The organism is Gracilimonas qinghaiensis (assembly GCF_046602855.1).
GTDB lineage: Bacteria > Bacteroidota > Rhodothermia > Balneolales > Balneolaceae > Gracilimonas.
In genome coordinates this window covers 888390-907756 of the sequence record NZ_JBKINJ010000002.1, presented here as the reverse complement: position 1 = coordinate 907756, position 19367 = coordinate 888390, and the positions used below count along the sequence as shown (strand labels likewise).

The 19367-nt window shown below is 42.1% G+C and carries 19 protein-coding genes, 1 tRNA gene and 1 other RNA gene; 12 read left to right on the top strand and 9 right to left on the bottom strand.

Features of this window, described 5'->3' with window-relative positions:
• The first annotated feature begins 199 nt into the window (after positions 1–199).
• The 7 genes from dnaA (at position 200) to ACKGJO_RS13905 (ending at position 5399) form a co-directional block, all read left to right on the top strand.
• Positions 200–1645 carry a chromosomal replication initiator protein DnaA gene (gene dnaA / locus ACKGJO_RS13935; protein WP_411324054.1) on the top strand — a complete coding sequence of 482 codons (1446 nt, stop codon included), beginning with the start codon at positions 200–202 and terminating at the stop codon, positions 1643–1645.
• Positions 1646–1650: 5 nt separating this feature from the next.
• Positions 1651–2013 (top strand): dihydroneopterin aldolase, encoded by a 363-nt coding sequence (gene folB, locus ACKGJO_RS13930; protein ID WP_411324053.1) that lies wholly within the window; start codon positions 1651–1653, stop codon positions 2011–2013.
• On the top strand, positions 2001–2489 hold the full coding sequence (gene folK, locus ACKGJO_RS13925) for a 2-amino-4-hydroxy-6-hydroxymethyldihydropteridine diphosphokinase (RefSeq protein ID WP_411324052.1): 489 nt from the start codon (positions 2001–2003) through the stop codon (positions 2487–2489). Before folB ends, folK begins: the two co-directional genes overlap by 13 nt.
• Before the next feature lie 3 nt (positions 2490–2492).
• Positions 2493–3134, top strand: coding sequence for a deoxynucleoside kinase (locus ACKGJO_RS13920; protein ID WP_411324051.1), 642 nt, complete (start codon positions 2493–2495; stop codon positions 3132–3134).
• Between the two features lie 203 nt (positions 3135–3337).
• Positions 3338–3886, top strand: coding sequence for a tetratricopeptide repeat protein (locus ACKGJO_RS13915; protein ID WP_411324050.1), 549 nt, complete (start codon positions 3338–3340; stop codon positions 3884–3886).
• 254 nt (positions 3887–4140) lie between these two features.
• Positions 4141–4227, top strand: a tRNA-Leu gene (locus tag ACKGJO_RS13910).
• 119 nt (positions 4228–4346) lie between these two features.
• On the top strand, positions 4347–5399 hold the full coding sequence (locus tag ACKGJO_RS13905) for a 6-bladed beta-propeller (RefSeq protein ID WP_411324049.1): 1053 nt from the start codon (positions 4347–4349) through the stop codon (positions 5397–5399).
• Positions 5400–5425: 26 nt separating this feature from the next.
• On the opposite strand, the gene ACKGJO_RS13900 is transcribed toward ACKGJO_RS13905, so the two are convergent.
• The 3 genes from ACKGJO_RS13900 to ACKGJO_RS13890 all read right to left on the bottom strand — a co-directional run bounded on the left by ACKGJO_RS13900 (position 5426) and on the right by ACKGJO_RS13890 (position 8960).
• Positions 5426–6253 carry a creatininase family protein gene (locus ACKGJO_RS13900; RefSeq protein WP_411324048.1) on the bottom strand — a complete coding sequence of 276 codons (828 nt, stop codon included), beginning with the start codon at positions 6251–6253 and terminating at the stop codon, positions 5426–5428.
• Positions 6254–6310: 57 nt separating this feature from the next.
• Positions 6311–6886 carry a transposase gene (locus ACKGJO_RS13895; protein ID WP_411324047.1) on the bottom strand — a complete coding sequence of 192 codons (576 nt, stop codon included), beginning with the start codon at positions 6884–6886 and terminating at the stop codon, positions 6311–6313.
• Between the two features lie 121 nt (positions 6887–7007).
• A complete protein-coding gene (locus ACKGJO_RS13890) occupies positions 7008–8960 on the bottom strand; it encodes a glycoside hydrolase family 97 protein (RefSeq protein WP_411324046.1) in 1953 nt (650 codons plus the stop codon).
• Positions 8961–9260: 300 nt separating this feature from the next.
• On the opposite strand from ACKGJO_RS13890, the gene msrA reads away from it, so the two are divergent.
• The 4 genes from msrA (at position 9261) to ACKGJO_RS13870 (ending at position 12158) form a co-directional block, all read left to right on the top strand.
• The gene (msrA, locus tag ACKGJO_RS13885; protein WP_411324045.1) at positions 9261–9812 is read left to right on the top strand and encodes a peptide-methionine (S)-S-oxide reductase MsrA; all 552 of its coding nucleotides are present in this window, start codon (positions 9261–9263) and stop codon (positions 9810–9812) included.
• A 153-nt stretch (positions 9813–9965) separates the two neighbouring features.
• Positions 9966–10151, top strand: coding sequence for a hypothetical protein (locus ACKGJO_RS13880; protein ID WP_411324044.1), 186 nt, complete (start codon positions 9966–9968; stop codon positions 10149–10151).
• A 332-nt stretch (positions 10152–10483) separates the two neighbouring features.
• Positions 10484–11587 carry an amidohydrolase family protein gene (locus tag ACKGJO_RS13875; protein WP_411324042.1) on the top strand — a complete coding sequence of 368 codons (1104 nt, stop codon included), beginning with the start codon at positions 10484–10486 and terminating at the stop codon, positions 11585–11587.
• A 22-nt stretch (positions 11588–11609) separates the two neighbouring features.
• A complete protein-coding gene (locus ACKGJO_RS13870; protein WP_411324041.1) occupies positions 11610–12158 on the top strand; it encodes a DUF2911 domain-containing protein in 549 nt (182 codons plus the stop codon).
• Positions 12159–12242: 84 nt separating this feature from the next.
• Here the strand turns inward: ACKGJO_RS13870 and ffs are convergent.
• Positions 12243–12343: signal recognition particle sRNA small type (gene ffs / locus ACKGJO_RS13865), an RNA gene on the bottom strand.
• A 172-nt stretch (positions 12344–12515) separates the two neighbouring features.
• On the opposite strand from ffs, the gene ACKGJO_RS13860 reads away from it, so the two are divergent.
• Complete coding sequence (locus ACKGJO_RS13860; RefSeq protein WP_411324040.1) at positions 12516–13091, top strand: DUF2179 domain-containing protein; 576 nt, start codon at positions 12516–12518, stop codon at positions 13089–13091.
• On the opposite strand, the gene ACKGJO_RS13855 is transcribed toward ACKGJO_RS13860, so the two are convergent.
• The 5 genes from ACKGJO_RS13855 to yidC form a co-directional block, all read right to left on the bottom strand.
• A complete protein-coding gene (locus ACKGJO_RS13855; RefSeq protein ID WP_411324039.1) occupies positions 13092–13511 on the bottom strand; it encodes a secondary thiamine-phosphate synthase enzyme YjbQ in 420 nt (139 codons plus the stop codon). It lies immediately after the preceding gene.
• Between the two features lie 96 nt (positions 13512–13607).
• On the bottom strand, positions 13608–14858 hold the full coding sequence (locus tag ACKGJO_RS13850) for a 4-hydroxy-3-methylbut-2-enyl diphosphate reductase (RefSeq protein WP_411324038.1): 1251 nt from the start codon (positions 14856–14858) through the stop codon (positions 13608–13610).
• 258 nt (positions 14859–15116) lie between these two features.
• The gene (locus ACKGJO_RS13845; RefSeq protein ID WP_411324037.1) at positions 15117–16454 is read right to left on the bottom strand and encodes an aminopeptidase P family protein; all 1338 of its coding nucleotides are present in this window, start codon (positions 16452–16454) and stop codon (positions 15117–15119) included.
• Positions 16455–16536: 82 nt separating this feature from the next.
• A complete protein-coding gene (locus ACKGJO_RS13840; RefSeq protein WP_411324036.1) occupies positions 16537–17442 on the bottom strand; it encodes a type I restriction enzyme HsdR N-terminal domain-containing protein in 906 nt (301 codons plus the stop codon).
• Between the two features lie 104 nt (positions 17443–17546).
• Positions 17547–19364, bottom strand: a complete 1818-nt coding sequence (gene yidC, locus ACKGJO_RS13835) for a membrane protein insertase YidC (protein WP_411324035.1) — start codon at positions 19362–19364, stop codon at positions 17547–17549.
• Between the last annotated feature and the right edge of the window lie 3 nt (positions 19365–19367).

Genomic DNA, 19367 nt, shown 5'->3' with positions numbered 1-19367 from the left:
TCGATGCGCGCCAATAGCTTACATAGTTTATACTATTGTGGATAACTTTTCAATATTGGGCAAATACAGGTTTGACAAGTGCCCAATAAATTGCCATTTTCAAAACCGAACAAAGCCAGTTGATTATCCGTACCTGTGGATAACTGGCTAGGAAAGGATCAAACTTATTTAAGCTAATACCGTTAGGGGGATTTGAAAATTGTACGAGTTATCGGTTGAGAAGGCATGGGATGACTGCCTCGATATTATAAAGGACAACATCAGCTATCAGAAGTATAAATCCTGGTTTGAACCGATCAAACCTGTGTCTCTAAAAGACGGCACCCTTACTATTCAGGTACCCAGTCAGTTCTGGTACGAATGGCTGGAAGAGCATTACTACAATATGCTTCGTTCTACCCTGGCAAAAGTGTTGGGCCCGGAAGGGAAATTGGAATATTCCATTGTAATGGAAAAATCTGATCAGTTTGAGAATAACCGATCAGTCAGAATGCCACAGCGCCCCATGGGTCCGGTTCAACCTCAAGAGTCTAGTGGGTATCCTGAATATCAGCCCGACCGTATTGAAAATCCTTTTGTGATCCCGGGCATCAAAAAGACCAAGATCGATTCGAATCTGAATAACAACTACGTTTTCGAGCGTTTCATTGAAGGTGACTGTAACCGCCTTGCACGTTCTGCCGCTATGGCCATTGCCGATAATCCAGGAAGTAATTCATTCAATCCATTTTTTGTATACGGTCCTACCGGGCTAGGTAAAACACACCTTGTTCAAAGTATCGGCAACAAGATCAAAGAAAAGTTTGGGGATGAAAAGTCTGTCCTTTATATCTCATCTGAGGCCTTCACTAACGAATTTGTACATGCTATCCGAAACAATCGCGCCAGTGAGTTTTCCATGTTCTACCGGAATATTGATGTTTTAATGGTAGATGACATTCAATTCTTCAGCGGTAAGGAAAAGACGCAGGAAGAATTTTTCCACATATTCAATGCATTGCATCAGGATGGCAAACAGATCATTCTTAGCAGTGACCGCGCACCAAAAGATGTACCTGATATTGAAGAACGACTCATCTCCCGTTTTGGATGGGGATTAAGTGCCGACCTTAAAATGCCGGAATACGAAACCCGTTATGCCATTCTTGAACGCAAAGCAAGTGACAACGGCATAGAAATAGATCCACAGATCATTGAATTCATAGCCCACAACTTCAAATCTAACGTCAGAGACCTTGAAGGGGCCATTATCAAACTCCTGGCACATGCCTCACTGCAGAATGTGGATGACATTGACCTTGCCATGGCCAAGCGTGTATTGAAGGATATGGTTAAAGATTCAAACACACAGATCTCCATTGAATCTATTCAGAATTTCGTGTGTGATTATTTCGGAATCGATACCAATAAGGTTCGTGAAAAGACCCGAAAACAGGAGATCGTGGAAGCCCGGCAAATCGCTATGTATCTCTCCAAGAAATTCACAAAGTCCAGCTTAAAAACGATCGGATTACATTTTGGCGGACGTGACCACTCTACTGTTATTCATGCCATTTCCACGGTTGAAGAACGCATCTCAACCAGCCCAAAGCACAAGCGTATGGTTGAAGAGCTTCATCAGGGTATTGAAGTAGCCAGCCTTTAATCGTAATGGATACCCTTTCAGTAAACGGCATGAAATTTCTTGGATACCATGGTGTTCAGGATTTCGAAAAAGAAGAGGGAAATGATTTTATAGTGGATGTAAAATTTCACACCGACCTTTCCAAAGCCGGAAGATCTGACGATCTTTCAGATGCCATTAACTACACTGACGTTCAGCAGATCACGGCCGAGATCATGAAAGGTGAATCCGTTGACCTGATCGAGACCCTCTGTTTCCAAATCGGCGAAGCTCTCACTAAGAACTTTATAAACCAATGTGAAAAGATCGATGTCAGGATTCGAAAACTGAGGCCACCTATCCAAGCACCGATCGATCATACTGAAGTGAGCATGTCATGGCCCAGGTAGTTATAGCACTGGGTTCTAATCTTAACGATCCTCACAAGCAACTAAAAACTGCCTTTAAATTTCTTAAAAAGCTTACCAATTCTGAGCTTAAAGAATCTCCCATTTATCGGTCTGAACCGGTTGGTCCATCTGAAAATGATTTCTTGAATGCGGTTGTCGTTATTGAAACAGAGCTTAAACCAAATGAACTCTTTGAAAAACTCAAAAAACAGGAGAAAAAGCAGGGCCGCCCCTCCCGCTATCCTAAGTGGACTGCCCGAACGTTAGACCTTGATATAATTGCCTATGATAACTTGGTCATTGAAACAGATACCCTTATAATTCCACATCAAGAATATAAGAGCCGTTTGTTTGTTCTTTTACCTCTTAAGGATGTTTTACCCGACTGGCGGGATCCTGTGTCTGCTCAACATGTGGATAAACTGATCAAACAAGCACCAAAGCTCGACATTGTTAAAACAACCCTGAATTGGTAGCTGATGCCCAACCCATATGATTTTATTGCGATCGAAGGTGTAATTGGAGCCGGGAAAACTTCTCTCGCCTCCCTGCTGGCTGAGCGCAAAAATGCACGATTAGTGCTTGAGGAGTTCGAGGACAATCCATTTCTCCCAAAGTTCTATGAAGACCGTGAGCGATATGCCTTTCAAACCCAACTCGCTTTTTTGGCAAGCCGATTCAAGCAACAGCAAAATATGATGAGTCAAGATCTGTTCCACCAATTCACGGTCTCAGATTATATCTTTGATAAAGATCGTATATTTGCGCGTTTGAATCTGGATCAGGATGAAATGGCCCTATATGATAATATTTTTAGTATTATGACCGGGATCGCTGCACAGCCTGATCTGATCATTTATATACAGTCTTCCGTGGAACGATTGATGGAAAATATTGAGAATCGAGGCAGAGATTATGAGAGGCACATTACCCCGGAATACCTAAAAGAGTTGAACGATGCGTACAATCATTTCTTTCATCATTATAACCGGGCTCCACTGATCGTTTTGAATGCTTCCGAGATCGATTTTGTAAACAATAGTGAGCACTTGCAATATATTGAAGAGCAGATCTTTGAAAAACCAATTACTACTAACACACATATTCACATCTCACCCTGAGTGAAATGCTTAAGTTTTTATTATTTGTCATAATATTCTTCTTTCTGATAAGATATATCAACAGATTGTTCTTACCTTCCAATAAGAAAAACAAGAGTTTTGATCCGTTTAGCGGACGTTCAAACCAAAGAAAAAAAAGCTTTGATGAGATAGAAGAAGCTGAATACGAAGATCTTTCTAATAAAGAAAATTAAACTAACTCCATGAATTTCGAAGAGAAACTGAATAAAGGTTTTGAATTATTAAGAGAAAAAGACATCGATTACGCTCTGGATGTTGCAAGAGAACTGCAAAAAGAGCATCCGGATTCTCATGAGGCTTTCTACCTCGAAGCATTGGTCATGCAGCAATTGAATCAGTACGATAAGAGTATTGAGGCTATTGAAAAAGCAATTGAGATCGATGACGAAAACGCCCCTTACTACAACCTGCGCGGTAATGTTAGAATGCAGCTTGAAAAACTGGAGGGGGCGGAAGAGGATTTTGATAAAGCCATTGAAATGGCCGATACTTCTGCAGCTCATCGTAATAAGGTCATGTTGATGCTAATGACCGATCGTGGTCAGGAAGCTATTCCTTATCTGATCGAACGCATTAAAAAAGATCCACAGGATGCAGAGAATTGGATCCTCATGGGTGATATGATCCACAAAGGTGGCCAAACCGACAAAGCCCGCACCTATTACGAGCAGGCACTGAAGATCGATCCCGATAACGAATATGCCAAGCGCCAGCTGGAAGAAGAGGACTGAACATTCGACACTCAACCTCCAACGTTGAAGAGTTTGGAATGACTTCAAATTTACTAATCACAACTATCACAAGCATTGCGCGTGTGATACAGATGTTTACTCGAATAGGTTATCTCAGGGACTAACAAACTACTCGCTCCTGACACTATGCGTCAGGGCGCATATTTCTCTAAAGAGCTTCATGTTTTTTCAGTAAAGCATTGAATTTTGAAGGGCAAAAGTGCTATCTTTGTCGCCCTTCAGGGATTACCTATGCTCACGTGGCGGAACTGGTAGACGCGTGCGCTTGAGGGGCGTATGGCCTAACGGCCGTGGAGGTTCGATTCCTCTCGTGAGCACCAAGTAATTAAGCCCGTTTCTTATTAAGAGGCGGGCTTTTTTTGTTTAAAGATGCTCCTGTTGATATTTTATCTGAATAAGTATATCTATTGCTTTCAGTAATAACTACAGGTCTATTTTCATGCGCTTCAAGGTTCCCGCTTATTCATTATTACTCATCTTGATCATTGGTTGCTCACAAAAGAGTAATAGTACTACTGAGCAAACTGACAATATCAGCAAGACATCAATTGATACTCTTTATACCTTTACCGATTTCGAAACTCATAATATTGCTCAGCCTACAGAAATTGCATTGCTTGATAATGGCTCTTTAGCCATTGTAGATTTTGACCAAAAGCAGATCAGTTTGGTTAGTAAATCAGGGGATCTGATCACATCATTTGGGCGTGAAGGAAGAGGTCCGGGTGAGTTTATTCGTATTGACAACCTATTTGTCACGGATGATGTGATACATGTGATCGATACCAATCAAAATATGATCTCTAAATTTGATGCCGAAGGTAATTTTATTAACGGTCATGCATATAAGTCAGCTGCAATACTTAAAGAAGTCTCCGCTATTGACAGAACCAAGTATATTATTGCTACCGGGGGTGTTGACAGTACTCTACTTTCTGTTACTGATTTCAACACTGATTCTACCTTTTACTTTGGAACTCCAAAAGGTGAAAGCATAGAAGTTGTGGATTTTCAGGAAAGTCTCAACCAACTCAAAAATGGTGAGATCCCAGGCCTTTACAAGAACATGGTCACCTTAAGGACAGATAATGATCATATTTATGCTTTCCTGAATGCTTACAGTATCCTTCAAAAATATGATCAGAATGGCAAACTGGTTTGGGAGCAAAAAATTGAACTGCCATATAACGAAGACATTTTCAGGGCAACGGTAGAAAAAGCTAAAAACTCACCGGGTGGGCTTCCCGCTTACACTTATATAAATGATCTTGAGGTCATTGATGAAGAGATCGTCATTCTTTCAAACAGAAAAAACTCAGAAGTCCCTCAGCAACTAATCAGAGTAAACAGTGCAGGTGAAATAACAGACATTTATACACTTCCTGATCATGTTGGTTACCTTGCAGCATTTGATGTAGATAACGAAAGCAACACAGTTTATTTTGCTTCATCCGAAGATGGAATGGTATATAAAAGCCCTATATCGCTATAAAAGTCATAAAACTCAGTAACTGCTTTTCATTCCCTGAACAATCCGGCCATATCCCATTTCTCGATCACTTCTTTCACGAGATTACCCACCCGGGTATTGACTCTATCAAAATATTCCTCAGCCTGGGCCTGATCGAATGTCGGATATCCCTGACCTGGCTCATAAAGTCCTATTGAGGATGGAAATGGGTAAGCCGACCAGGAAGTACCACTCGGATACGGCGTCGTCATTTCCTCTCCGGAGTACCATTCAGGGTGAATATGATCGGGAGTAACAGCTTGCATGTAAGCGGACTCATTATTTCCGGCATGACCACCATTTTCACCGAACACGGCAAAGGTATCTTCTGATGCCAGGCTCCACCAGTTGATGACCATGATCCTGACCTGCAGTTTATTTGACAACTCAGCAGCCAGACCCTGAAGCACAGCTGTTTGCCCACCACCATGACCATTCAAAATGATGATATTCCTGAATTCATTTTTATGCAACCCTTCCAGGATCTCTCCAACAAAGGCACGATACACATCCTCACTCATAGCAAAAGCGCCGGGATAAGCCGCTAGTGTACCGGTCATTCCATAATTTAACGTCGGTGCGACCATCGCATTCAATTCATCCGCCAAATCCCTTGCCATCGCCTCGGGAGCTAGATTATCTGATCCGTTTGGGATCACTCCATGCGGTTCCAGTGTTCCTGTCGGCAGCAGAACCGTTTCAATTTTTTCCGGCACGAACTCATCAAACTCTAGCCAGTTAATGAGGTTCATTTCCCGGGTAGTTGGAGCTTCCTGTGCCCAGTTATTTCCGGAAAGGATCAAAGTAATTAACAGTAAGAATATGACTTTTTTCATAGTAAGATCTGTACTAGGTTAGGTTATTAATTACTATAGATACGAAAAATCTGTCAGCTATTTTACTTTCAGTTTCCATCGCCGGACGTTATCTAAGATATACTCAGCAATTACCTGATATTCCTGATAATTCCTTATTACCCGGTCATGGTAGTTTGACTGCCAACAAAATTCAGGATTTATCTTTCTTCCTTGAATAGTAACTGAAGATTTGTAACCCCTTATTATGGATGCCAGGTTTTTTCTTTGAGGACCGAACCTCTTTTGTGAACCTGATTCAATATCACCCCAGGTAGAGACGCGATGCATCGCGTCTCTACCTGGGGTGGATTGTTTTTCCCTAGTATTATATTCGTTATTACCAATTATGATGATACCATGCATATGATCCGGCATGATCACATATTCACCCAATGTAATATTCATGTCTTTGCGGATCTTCGGTGTTTTCTTCCATTCGGTCTTGGCAATTGATCCCACCTCGTTCAGGTTCATTTCTCCACCTTCTATCTTCCCGAAAAAATGTTGCCTGTGTTTTGTACAAATCGTAATAAAATAGGCTCCGGGTTTTTTATAATCCCAATATTCCCATCGGTTTGATTTGAGTCTATATTTACCCCAAAATTTTGACATTGATTACCCGCTTCACTTGTTCTATCCCAAGATTATAATCTCCCTCAAACAATATATCAAATTGTAATTACCCACCTGCCCGTAGAGACGTGATTCATCGCGTCTCTACGGGCAGAATACATCAATCCATTTCTGCAAATCTTATCGCTACTCCACCGCCTTTGGCAAGATCTAATTCCAGAATCGTTTCTGAAGTCAACTCTTGGGTGGTTCTTTCCAAAGGATATGGGTTCGTTTCCCAATCGGCCTCATCCCCATCGGCCCATATGTGAGCTTCATAGATTTTCCCGGCTTCCAGGAAATCAAGTTCGATCTCAAATTCTCGCGCTTCTTCATTGGTGATCCCTCCCAAGAACCAATCATTAGAGTTTCTGTCCTTTCTCACCACTACTACATGATCTCCTATTTCAGCTTCAGGTACGATCGTGGTTTCCCAATCTGTTGGCACTGCCTTCACCCACTCCAATGCCACCGGTTGGGCTTCCAGATTTCTGGGAAGATCCGATATCATTTGAAACGGACTGTAGATCACTACGTACAAGGCCAGTTCTTTGGCAAGGGTGTGCATCACACGGTTATTATTTGGATTTTCAGGCTTGTCGGTCAGTAGTAAATTGAATACACCGGGTGTGTAATCAAATGGACTCACGAGCCCCCGTGTAAATGGAACAATCGTTGTATAACTTGGCGGATTTCCACCATCTACCGACCACGCATTATATTCTTGTCCGCGGGCACCTTCGCGCGTCATCATATTCGGCCAGGTTCTTCGGATGCCGGTATCCTTGATAGGTTCATGCACATTCAGCATGATCTTATGTTCAGCTGCTTTTCTTACTATATCCCTGTAATGACGAACCATGAACTGCCCGTGGTGCCACTCACCGCCTTCCACAAAATCACCTACATAACCGGTTTTTACGGCCTCCACTCCCACTTCATTGTATAGGTCAAAGGCATCCTCTACCTGCGCTTCGTAATTGGAGATCCCCGTCGAGGTTTCATGGTGGCCAATGAGTTTTACACCTAACGAATCCGCGTACCGAGTAACCTCTTGAATATCAAAATCCGGGTAGGTTTCAGTGAAACTGAAGATGTCTGAATTGGCCGCCCAATCACCATCCCAGCCGGTATTCCATCCCTCCACCAATACACCATAGAAACCGTGTTTAGCCGTAAAATCCATTAGTTCTTTCGTGTATTCGGTCGTTGCACCGTGATCGGGCCCGGATCCCCATGTTTTGGTACCCAAGTGCATATCCCACCAGATCCCGGTATACTTGCCGGTTTCGAGCCAGGAAGTATCCTCTAACTTACTCGGCTCATTCAGGTTAAGTGTAATGTAATTGGTCATCAGATCGCCGGCCGTTTTCCCAAGAGCTATAGTTCTCCACGGTGATATATGTGGAGCCGATCCACGGACCTTATCCCCATTATTCCAGGGAACCAAGTCTGCTTCCAGGGTATTATGTCCGTTATTGGCGATGGTCATACTCGCAAAATCTGTCAGCGCGGCTTCGTGAATGGAGAGATGCAAACCATCATCCGTTTTCATGGTTAATGGAGTATGAACCGTATCGATCTCAGACACCCGGGTTTCGTTGAACAAATGCTCATACCGGTTCAGCTGATAAGCTCCGATCCACCAGCTGGTGTGATTGCCAGCAAGGTTGAATTCCGTCACTTCATCGGAGATCACAAAGTCCTGCAATCCTTTTTGCTCAGGCCAGGCGTAGCGAAAACCCAAGCCTTCATCAAATAAGCGAAAGGTCAGATTCATTTTTTCGCCGGTGACATTTTTAGTGAGATAGAATTTAACCTGTTTGTGGTGATCACGAATTTCTTTTTGTTCACCCCAAGGCTGGCTCCACGTCTCATCATATGCTGAGATCTCATAGGCATCAAGTATCAACCCTTCTGACATATCAACCTCACTAAATACCACACCCAATTCGGATGGCGTAATGATCTCGATTCCATTGTATGACATCGAGTAACCGGGAATTCCGGAATCCATAGTAAAATTCAGAGTCAGTGTCTCATTGGGTGAGGTAAATGTTTCTTCAAAATCCATCCTTCCTACTTGTTGTTTCGAGGAATTTGAGCAAGAGATCATAAGCAGTAAAGCAACGATTAAAAGCGTGAGAGAGTTGAATTTCATGGTAAAAGATCTGAATTGGAGAATACGAATAAGTAAGTGAGGTTTATTTACGATACAGAAACGAAAGTAAAGGGATTTTTTGTTGAAATACACGCAAGATTAAAGCGTTATGTTATTCACTTGCAGAACACAGTCTTATACATCATGAATAAAATATTATTAATCACAGGACTTATTTTAAGTCTGAGTACAAACCTATTATTTGCACAAAACATGGATAAAAATTTAGAGAAAGCAACCTTTGGTGCCGGATGTTTCTGGTGCGTTGAAGCTATATATGAAATTGTAGACGGTGTTGAACACGTTGAATCAGGCTACTCAGGGGGACATGTTGAAAACCCGTCCTACAGAGAAGTAACAACAGGCCGAACCGGACACGCCGAGGTAGCTCGCATTCATTTTGATCCGGATGTCATCTCCTACGAGGAACTGCTTGAAGTACTTTGGCATACACATAACCCGACCACTTTGAATCGACAGGGGAATGATGTGGGCCCTCAGTACCGCTCTGTGATCTTCTACCACAATGAAGAGCAAAAAGAGATCGCAGAAAAATCACTCAAGAAAACCGATGAATCTGATCTGTGGGAAGATCCCATCGTCACTGAGATCGAGCCACTTGAAAACTATTTTGTAGCCGAAAACTATCATCAGGATTATTTTGAAAATAACCCCAATGCCGGTTATTGCTCAATAGTTATCGCCCCTAAAGTAGCTAAGTTCAAGAAAGAGTTTGATCACCTTTTGAAAGATGGCGCTGAATAGTAAGTTTATAATTTTACTGAAATGCTTCGCGTTAAAGGTAAATGCGAAGCATTTTCTTTTTTTACTGTCTGCAAATTCTGCTACTTAATGTGCTGAATCAACATTCAGGTGTTTAACCCACTAGGTCTATTCTGTTTTTAGTTTAAGATCGGAATGCTAAATACTTTAGTTCCTGAAACTGAGTTCTTTGATCCGTTATCTACTCTTAAAAACGTGGTGGCATCTGCAACTTTTCCTGATGTATCAGATGTAGCCTTGGCTTACCACTTAATTTTTAGTCCACGTACCATTCCATCGACCGGTATTTTTCACCCTCAGGAAAACTCCAGTAGTATCTAAAGCGATTGTCAAGAGTGTCTTTAATTTTACCATGAATTAATACTGTATCACCGGCAGCTATCATATCCAAATTTTGGCTATTTTTTTGTATTTCTGTTTGCGAGATTAACGGACCATCAGGAGTCCCCAAGCTCCAGTCACCGACCATAAAACCCAGAATTGTGCAGTAAAAAAAAGACTGATTTGATGGTAGACATATGATCTTTTAAAGATTACAGTTAGCAAGATTTGTATCAATTGCATGCATCACATAATAATTTAAAATACGGTTTTTGCATTTTGCCCGGCCCTCTGTACATTTAAATGAAAATTAATACTGTTCGTACTAAAACATGAAAAAATTAACTACACTTTTCTTCTCATTTCTACTCACTCAGTTTTTATTCGCACAAGAAGCGGATACAACAATGACCTTTGAAGAGTATCAGCCTGAATCCACCCTGGTGGTTCCGGGTGAGAAAGTTACCTCAGCCAAATATCCCTTTATCGATATTCACAGTCATTTGTGGAGAATGGCCTCAATGGATCTGAGTCAAACCGTACAAGAAATGGACAGCCTTAATATGAAGGTTTTGGTGAACCTAAGCGGGAGATCCGGGGAAACCCTAAAAGCCATGGTGGATGCCGCCGAAAAGCAAGCACCCGGACGATTTGTGGTGTTTGCGAATATTGATTTTGACGGCATGGATGAACCGGATTGGACCAAGCGTGCCGTATCTCAGCTTCAGGAAGATTATGACAATGGTGCCCGAGGTGTTAAGATCTTCAAAAATCTTGGGCTTACTGTTTTGGATTCTAAAGGTGATCGCATTAAAACTGACGACCCTCGCATTGATCCTGTTTGGGCTAAAGCCGGAGAGCTAGGTATACCGGTCCTCATTCACACCGGAGAGCCTGCAGAATTCTGGGAACCAATAGACAACACAAACGAGCGCTGGCTGGAAATGAAGAACTTCCCTGATCGCCATCGCGGGGATTCTACCCGCTACCCCAGCTGGGAAGTGGTGATGCAGGAGCAGTGGAATGTATTCCGAAAACATCCTGAAACCACATTCATCAACGCACACTTTGGCTGGATGGCCAATGACCTTGCCCGACTTGGTGAGCACCTCGATGAATTTCCTAATGTTTACACTGAGACTGCAGCCATCATTGCAGAGCTTGGCCGCCAACCCCGCTATGCCAAGGAGTTCTTCATCAAATATCAGGACCGACTCTTATTCGGCAAAGACACCTACCGCCCTCATGAATATCACACTTACTTTAGAGTTTTGGAAAGTGATGATGAATACTTCGATTATTTTCGCCGCCGCCATGCTTTTTGGAAAATGTATGGATTGGATCTGCCTAATGAAGTGTTAGAAAAAGTGTATTATAAAAATGCCCTCAAAATTATACCGGGCATCGATGAATCACTATTCAACGCAACCAACTAATAACTCATAAAATCTCGGTACAATGAAAAAACTATTAAAACGATCGATTATTCCTGTTTTAGCTGCTATGCTGATGACAGGGACCGCTTTTGCTCAGGAACGAGGAAATGAAAACAACAGAGCCAGCCCTAATGCTGCTATTAGTCAAACAATAGGTACAACGGAAGTCACGGTAACTTACGGCCGTCCGGCGCTAAAAGATCGGGCTTATTTTGGTGAAGATACACCATTAGCTCCTATTGGCAGCATCTGGAGAACCGGTGCAAACGAATCAACTGCCATTACATTTTCTGATGACGTTATGTTCGGAGGGAAAAAAGTAGAAGCCGGAACCTATTCTTTATATACCATTCCCGGTATGGAAGAATGGACTATTATCCTCAATGAAAAGCTTTCCTGGGGAACTCAATATGATGAAAGTGAAGATGTGGTACGTGTTACCGCTGAAGTTGCTGAAGGTTCAGACCTCGAATGGTTTGAGATCTACTTTAATGAGTTATCAGATACCAAAGCTCACCTGAACTTACACTGGGGAACAGTTCGAGTGCCGGTTCCAATTACTACAGATTAATCCGGAATCATCTTTAAAACAAAAAACCCCCGCACATATTAGATGTGCGGGGGTTTTTATTGGATGAAACTTCCAAAAAATAAAATTGGGCAAGCGACCTATATCACGCCGCTACGACCTAATTACCGCTGCTGCATTCCTGCCCTGACGGAGTTCAAAGGGAGCTGGCTGTATAGGACTTGCCCAAGGCTTTAAAGATAAGGGTTATTGCACTCCACTATCAAGAATTATTTACAGCTTATTTCTATTTCCGGGTTTGGAAGAAAGCATGGTTCGAACATTAATAAATATTTCGAATCCTGTTCTCTGTCGTTTAAATTATTCTTATCATTGCGGCCTCAATTAAAGCCACTGACCATGCCTGAGTTTTCCATTTTCGCACTGCCCGTTATTATCTTTCTTTCCCGAATTGCTGACGTATCCCTTGGTACATTACGTATCACTATGGTTTCTCGTGGATATAAATGGGAATCTGCCATACTCGGTTTTTTTGAAGTATTGATCTGGGTGATCGTGGTAGCACAATTACTCACCAATCTGGACCATTGGATTAATTACGTTGCTTACGCTGGCGGTTTTTCTGCGGGGACTTTTATGGGGCTTTATATTGAAGACAAGTTAAAAGTTGGTACCGTCCTGGTTCGAATTATCACGCTCCAAAAATCACTTGATATTATTGAGGCTCTCAAAGAAGCCGGAGTTGCTGTTACAAGCGTAGATGCCAAAGGTGGTTTCAACGATGTTAAAATTATCTTTACTGTCTTAAAAAGAAAAAAACTAAACAAAGTATTCGATATCGTTAAAGAAATTGATGCGGATGCCTTTTTCTCTACGGAAGAAGTGAAGTACTCCAATAAACATCACGACCATCTCCCGCTCGCTGATAACCTAAGTCCGCTGGACCGGCTTTTGAGAATCCGAAAAGGAATATAATCACTTACCGTGTAAGGTGATCACCAACGTTCGCGAACCTCCGCTGTTCCGATGCTCACACAAATAAAGCCCTTGCCAGGTTCCCAAATTGAATCTACCATCGGTGATCGGAATTGAAACAGAAGATCCAAGCAACGAACTTTTTATATGGGAGGTCATATCATCCGTGCCTTCGAGCGTGTGCTCATAGAGAGAGATATCTTCAGGAACTGCTCTGTTGAAATGCGATTCAAAATCCCGCCGGACTGATGGATCCGCATTTTCATTAATGGTGAGAGCTGCACTGGTGTGCTTTATAAATATGTGGGCAAGGCCTTTCTCGATCTCCCCAATTTCAGGACTTTTCCTCAGGATCTCATCGGTAATTATATGATAACCCCGTGGCTTAGGTGACAGCTTAATTTCTTTCTGTATCCACATTTTTTCGTTATTGGTTGGTTCGTTAATCGTTATTGGTTAATCGTTTCATGATCACCCATTAACCAATAACAAATAACGATTACCAGTTTCAAAACATTAAGCTTCTTCCTGTTCCAGCTTTTCCTCAAATGGTGCGATGACTTTATCCAGCTCTTTGGTTCCTTCAAAGTATTCCAGAATCTGCAGAAGAACTTCATCCACTAAAATATCCGGGCAGGAAGCACCGGAAGTCAGTGCAATTTTAACCGGCCTGTCTTTTTCTGGAAGCCAGTCTTTTGTCTGTTTCAGTTCTTTGGCCCATTGATCGAAATGCAGAACCTTATTTTCAGAAAGCTCACCTTTATCTCTCACGTGATAGGTTGGGAATTTGTGCTCGAGTATCTCTACCAAATGCATGGTATTGGAAGAATTATAGCCACCCACTACGATCGACAGATCGGCATTGGTCTCTGCAAGTACGAGAGTAGCTGATTGATTCTCGTTGGTAGCGTAGCAAAGGGTGTCTGACGTGTCCGCAAAGTGATCGAGTATATTGGCTTCACCAAATCTCTTGATGGTCGCATCGCGCAGAATTTCCATTACTTCCTGTGTTTCGGTTGCCAGCATAGTGGTTTGATTGATCACACCAAATCGCTCCATATCTGTCAATGGATCAAAACCTTTGGTAGACTTATGACCGAAGTATTTTTCGAAATCCGATGCGGGCCGCTCCCCAGTAATGATATCCGCCAGGGTGCGAGCCTCCTCAGAATTCAAAACCACAACTACCGGAGAATGCTCTGCACTGTGGGAAAATGTGGCTCGGGTCTCCTCATGCTGGTGTTTTCCGTGAACCACTAAACTGTAATTTTTTTTACCCAACTGTTTTCCACGCTTCCACACTTTTTCTACAAAGGGACAGGTAGTGTCATATTGATAGGGATCTATCCCAACTTCCTTTAGCTGAGCCTGAATATCCAAAGTAGTTCCGAATGCTGGTACGATCACAATATCCTCTGAATTCAGGGATGAGATAGGAATACGTTCGGTTCCATCTGTATCAAAAAGAAACTTTACGCCTTTTTTCTGCAAATCCTCATTCACCGTAGGATTATGGATCATTTCACTCAGTAAGTAAATGTTTCTATCCGGATTTTCAGCTACTGTCCGATATGCAATATCAATGGCATTTTCGACTCCGTAACAAAAACCGAAGAAGCGAGGGATCAAAAACTGAACCGGACCGAAATCAAGAACAGTTGGTTCCATATCTTTCTTCATGGGGTCAATTATCTTTGTCGCATCCTTCACCTTCCGAATGATGGGTGACCGATACATCTCCGGTATGTCAAACTTCTTTCTTGCCAACTTTAATTATTCGTTATTTGTTGATTCGTAAGTTGTGTATTTGATATCAGTTCCTTACAGTAATTGATCTTAATCTTACTAAGATAACTAAGGTATTGATTGACCTTATTGCTTCTTCTTTAGACGGTTCCATACAATTCGTGGGATTCGTTACCTCAATTTTCTTGATACCTTCCATACCAACAGTTCATCAAAGGCAGCAATTTCCTGCATTTTACATTTACTTTAAGCCTGTATTAACAGATAAAGAACTTAACTTTATCTGTTAATAAGTTTCTCGATCTCAGATCTCTCTTTAGGTACATCTGTCAGATTCTCATATCCATCTTCGGTAACAACAAGGTTATCCTCAATTCTGATTCCGCCAAACTCGTACATCTTGGTCAGCTTTTCGGCATTCAGGAACTGTGACTGAGTTTCATCCTCCAAAGCCGGGATAATCAGAGCAGGCACAAAATAGGCTCCTGGTTCAATGGTTACAACCATTCCGGGCTGAAGATCTCTGCGAACGCGCAAGAATTTGATTCCGGGTCGATCTATACGCTCCACTCCTTTTGGATATCCGCCCACATCATGCGTATCCAATCCAAGGAAGTGACCCAATCCATGCGGAAAGAAAAGAGCAAAAATATCGTTTTCCATCATGTCATCAACAGAGCCCTTAACTATTCCGGCTTCCTTCAGCCCTTCCATGATCGTTCTGGCTGCATGCAGGTGCAGGTCTTCCATCTTCACACCCATTTTGACCTGATCTATAGATGAGTTGAGTGCGTTCAAAACCGCATCATAAACACCGGCTTGAAGAGACGTAAATTTCCCATTTACAGGATAAGTTCGAGTGATGTCGGAAGCATAGCCTTCGTATTCATGTCCGGCATCTAAGAGAAAAAGATCACCATCATTGATCTTACTGTTATTTTCAACATAATGAAGGATCGCGCTGTTCTTGCCACCCGCAAAAATCCCGTTATAGGCATCCTGCTGCAGACCATTTTCATATTGTATCTTTGTAAACAACGCCTTCAATTCGTACTCATACATTCCCGGTTTGATCGCCTTCATCACCTCAGTGTGAGCTAAATTATTGACCGCTGCCGCTTTTCGCATGTATTCAATTTCTTCATCGGTCTTGATGACCCTACAATAGGTAAGAGCATCCTGAAGGGTCTCGATATCTGCTTCGAAGCCCCGGTCCAGATCTTCGATAAGTTCAGCATCAATATCATTCAGGCAATATACCTTGTCCGGTTTGATCTTATTCATCACCGTAAGGATCTCATTTGTATAGTGGATATGATCAGGGTTATACTTTTCCCTCCATGCTTCCTGTGATTTCACATACCCATGCCAAACTGCATATTGCGCATCCCTTTTCGGAACAAAGAGGTGGTATTCTTCGGTCTTAAGATCCAGAATCAAGGCGCATTCAGGTTCATTTACACCTGTCAGATACCAAAAATTAGACTCCTGCCGAAACGGGTATTCATAATCGGTCTCATCTCTATAAAGGATCTCTGAACCCTGAATGAAAACGGCTCCCTTCTGTCCGTCATCGAATAAAGAAAATAGTTTTACACGGTGATTCTGATGCATCATACGATTGTCTTCTTGTTAAATTTTGATGGTCATTTATACCCTAACAGAATAATGAAATAGCCGACTAATATCGACTACCGGCTTAAGAATAGGTGTTCAGCAATTTACCAAGATCGACGGCCCGATCTTTTAAAAGGATATCTCTTTTCAAGTCAATGGTCTCATTCAGGTCGATCGTTTTCTCTCCTTTTCCTGAATGAACCACACCTTCAGTAAATTTCATCATTCCAACTTCCGCTGTGGCAAAAGCAACGTTCAACCCTTTTACATTCAGAATCACATTGAATCTGGTATTTCCTTCGGAATTAGCGGCAATATTGATACCCAGTTTTGTTTGTTTGTCGATCCCGAAGATCCTATAGAAATGTTTCAGTGCATAGGTGTCAGGAAAGCCATCAAAGTCCAGATATTTAATGGGCTGAACCGGATCACCGAATAAATACATATTGAATTTTCTCAGTACTTCTTTTGTGCCCTGGTCTGTTCCCTTACCAATGAACCCCCTCAACTCCCAGTACTGAGTATCTCTGGATCTAAGTTTTTTCTGTTCATACGTATCCGGCAGCCATGCCAATGATTTCACACCATCTGAATCATTTTTAAACCAGTGATCCACCAAACCATTACTTATCAACAGATAACGGGCGTTTATTTTCTCATTATACCGTGCGATCTGAATGGAAGCATTTTCCGTGAGTTTTACACTTGGTGCTTTGCATTCGATCAGTAGCTCAGGCTTAAAATCCTTGTTGTAGTAAATAAGGTCCGTTCTTGATTGGGTTTTATCAGACTGTGACTTAACAGGACTTTCAAAAGAAATGCGGGAAGATGAAAACCCAAGATCACCGGTCAGATACTCCACTAAGGCTAAGCGAACTCTTTCTTCCGGAAGATCTGCGAATGTTTTTTTCTCAATAGGATTCCAAAGGCGCTTCTGCCCATTTTGAAATCGATATTCAGGATAATTACCAAGAGCTTTACTGAGCAATGATTATGGATGATTTTGAGATTTTAGAAAAAAACAGATAAGTAAATATAGAATTAAGTAATAAGAACTTCCTCATTCTCTGATCTACTTATTCACAGTATCTGTCAGGCTTTAGCAACTTCTCCTGTATCTCCTTCCTTATCACCGTGAAGTTTTCTTTTGATCAGAACCTGCTGAATAATCGATAGCACATTAAAGATCAGATAGTACAGACTCAGTCCGGCTGCAAAGTTATTAAATATAAATAATAGCATGACCGGGAATATATACTGAAGCATCTTCATCTGGCCGGCCATTGGACTTGCGCCTCCCGCACCGCCGCTCATACCACCGGTAAGTTTACTTTGAACCATCATAGCCGCTGTCATAAGCAATACGAATCCGGCTATCTCTTCGCCCAAAAAAGGAATACTAAACGGCAAACTTAGAATGTAATCGGGTGCTGATAAGTCAGCCGCCCATAGAAATTCTTCCTGACGAATCAGAATAGAATTCTGGAAATATCTCCAAAGCGTGATCAGGATCGGAAACTGAAGCAGGTTAGGCAAACACCCGCCTAGTGGATTCACCTTATTCTTACGATACAGATCCATCGTAGCCTTTTGCTGCTTCTGAGGATTATCTTTGTACTTCTCCTGTATCTCCTTCATCTGCGGTTGCAACTCACTCATGGCTCCCATACTCTTGTAACTCTTATATGTAAGCGGAGATAGCACAAGCTTAACGAGCGAAGCAAAAACAATGATGATCACTCCAAAGTTGGAGGTGAATCCTGACATAAATTCGAAAAATGGAATAACCAACCAGCGCACAAAGGGATCAGAGAACCATCTCAGCCAGCTCCATCCCACATCAACCATATCATAGGCATGTTCATCAACCTCTACAATTTCACGGTATTTCATTGGTCCGACATACAAGCGGTATGATGCAGTACCCTCCTGATCGAGATCGGAGCGAATGGATGAAGTATATCTGTGTTCAGTATTTTGATTATCAGCTTCGCCTGTCACTTCTGCTGTCATTAATGCAGCATCGGTTGGAGTAAGTGGCTTAATAAGTTGAGTAAAAAATTTCGTTTTTGTAGCTACCCAATCGATATTGCCATTGATCGTAGATTCTTCCCTTCCGGGCTCATCTAGTTTAAACTGTTCCAACTCACCACCTGCGTAGGTATATGCTGAAGTTGCAAGTGCATCTTGAGTATGATCTTTTTCTGTAAATCTCAATGGGGATGTCCAGCCAAAGTCAATGCTTCGGCCAATAACGTAATCTGTTAAACCAATAAACTGCACATCTACATCCACTTCATATGTGTTACCATTCAGCAGATAGGTAAGCACCACTTTTCGACCTTCACCAAGATCCATTTCATACCGGATCTCACGCTGTTCCCCTTGTCTAATGTTTATAGATCTACCTGATGTAACCTGTTTGAAAAGCAGATTCTGAGTCTCAACGTTGTAGTTCTCAGTTGACAGAAACCCAATATTATAGGCTGATTGCGTGGTGTCAGCTATTAGTTGAACCGGACGACCATCCCACGTATCATATTCATTTAATAAAAAAGAATTCGGACCGGCACCTCTGTTAGTAAAGGTAGCAGTATATAGAGGTGTCTTGACCTCAATCTCAGTTTCTTCAGAAACCTGCCCTGTTGAAAACAACCCCTGAACCGGTGCGGGCTCATCAACATCTTCACTAATTGCCGGCTCCGGACGTGTTTGAGTCTCTTGATTCTGTACGCCACCAGCTCCATCTAGGCTATCCTCTATGTTTTGCTCAACCAGAGCCAAGCTGTCTTGAATAACTCGATCTCTTCTTTGTTGTGCTAACTCTTCCTCAGAAGGCATGGTAAAATAAAACCATCCCAACATGAGTAGAAATATTAAAACAAATCCGGTTACTGTATTCTTATCCAAAAG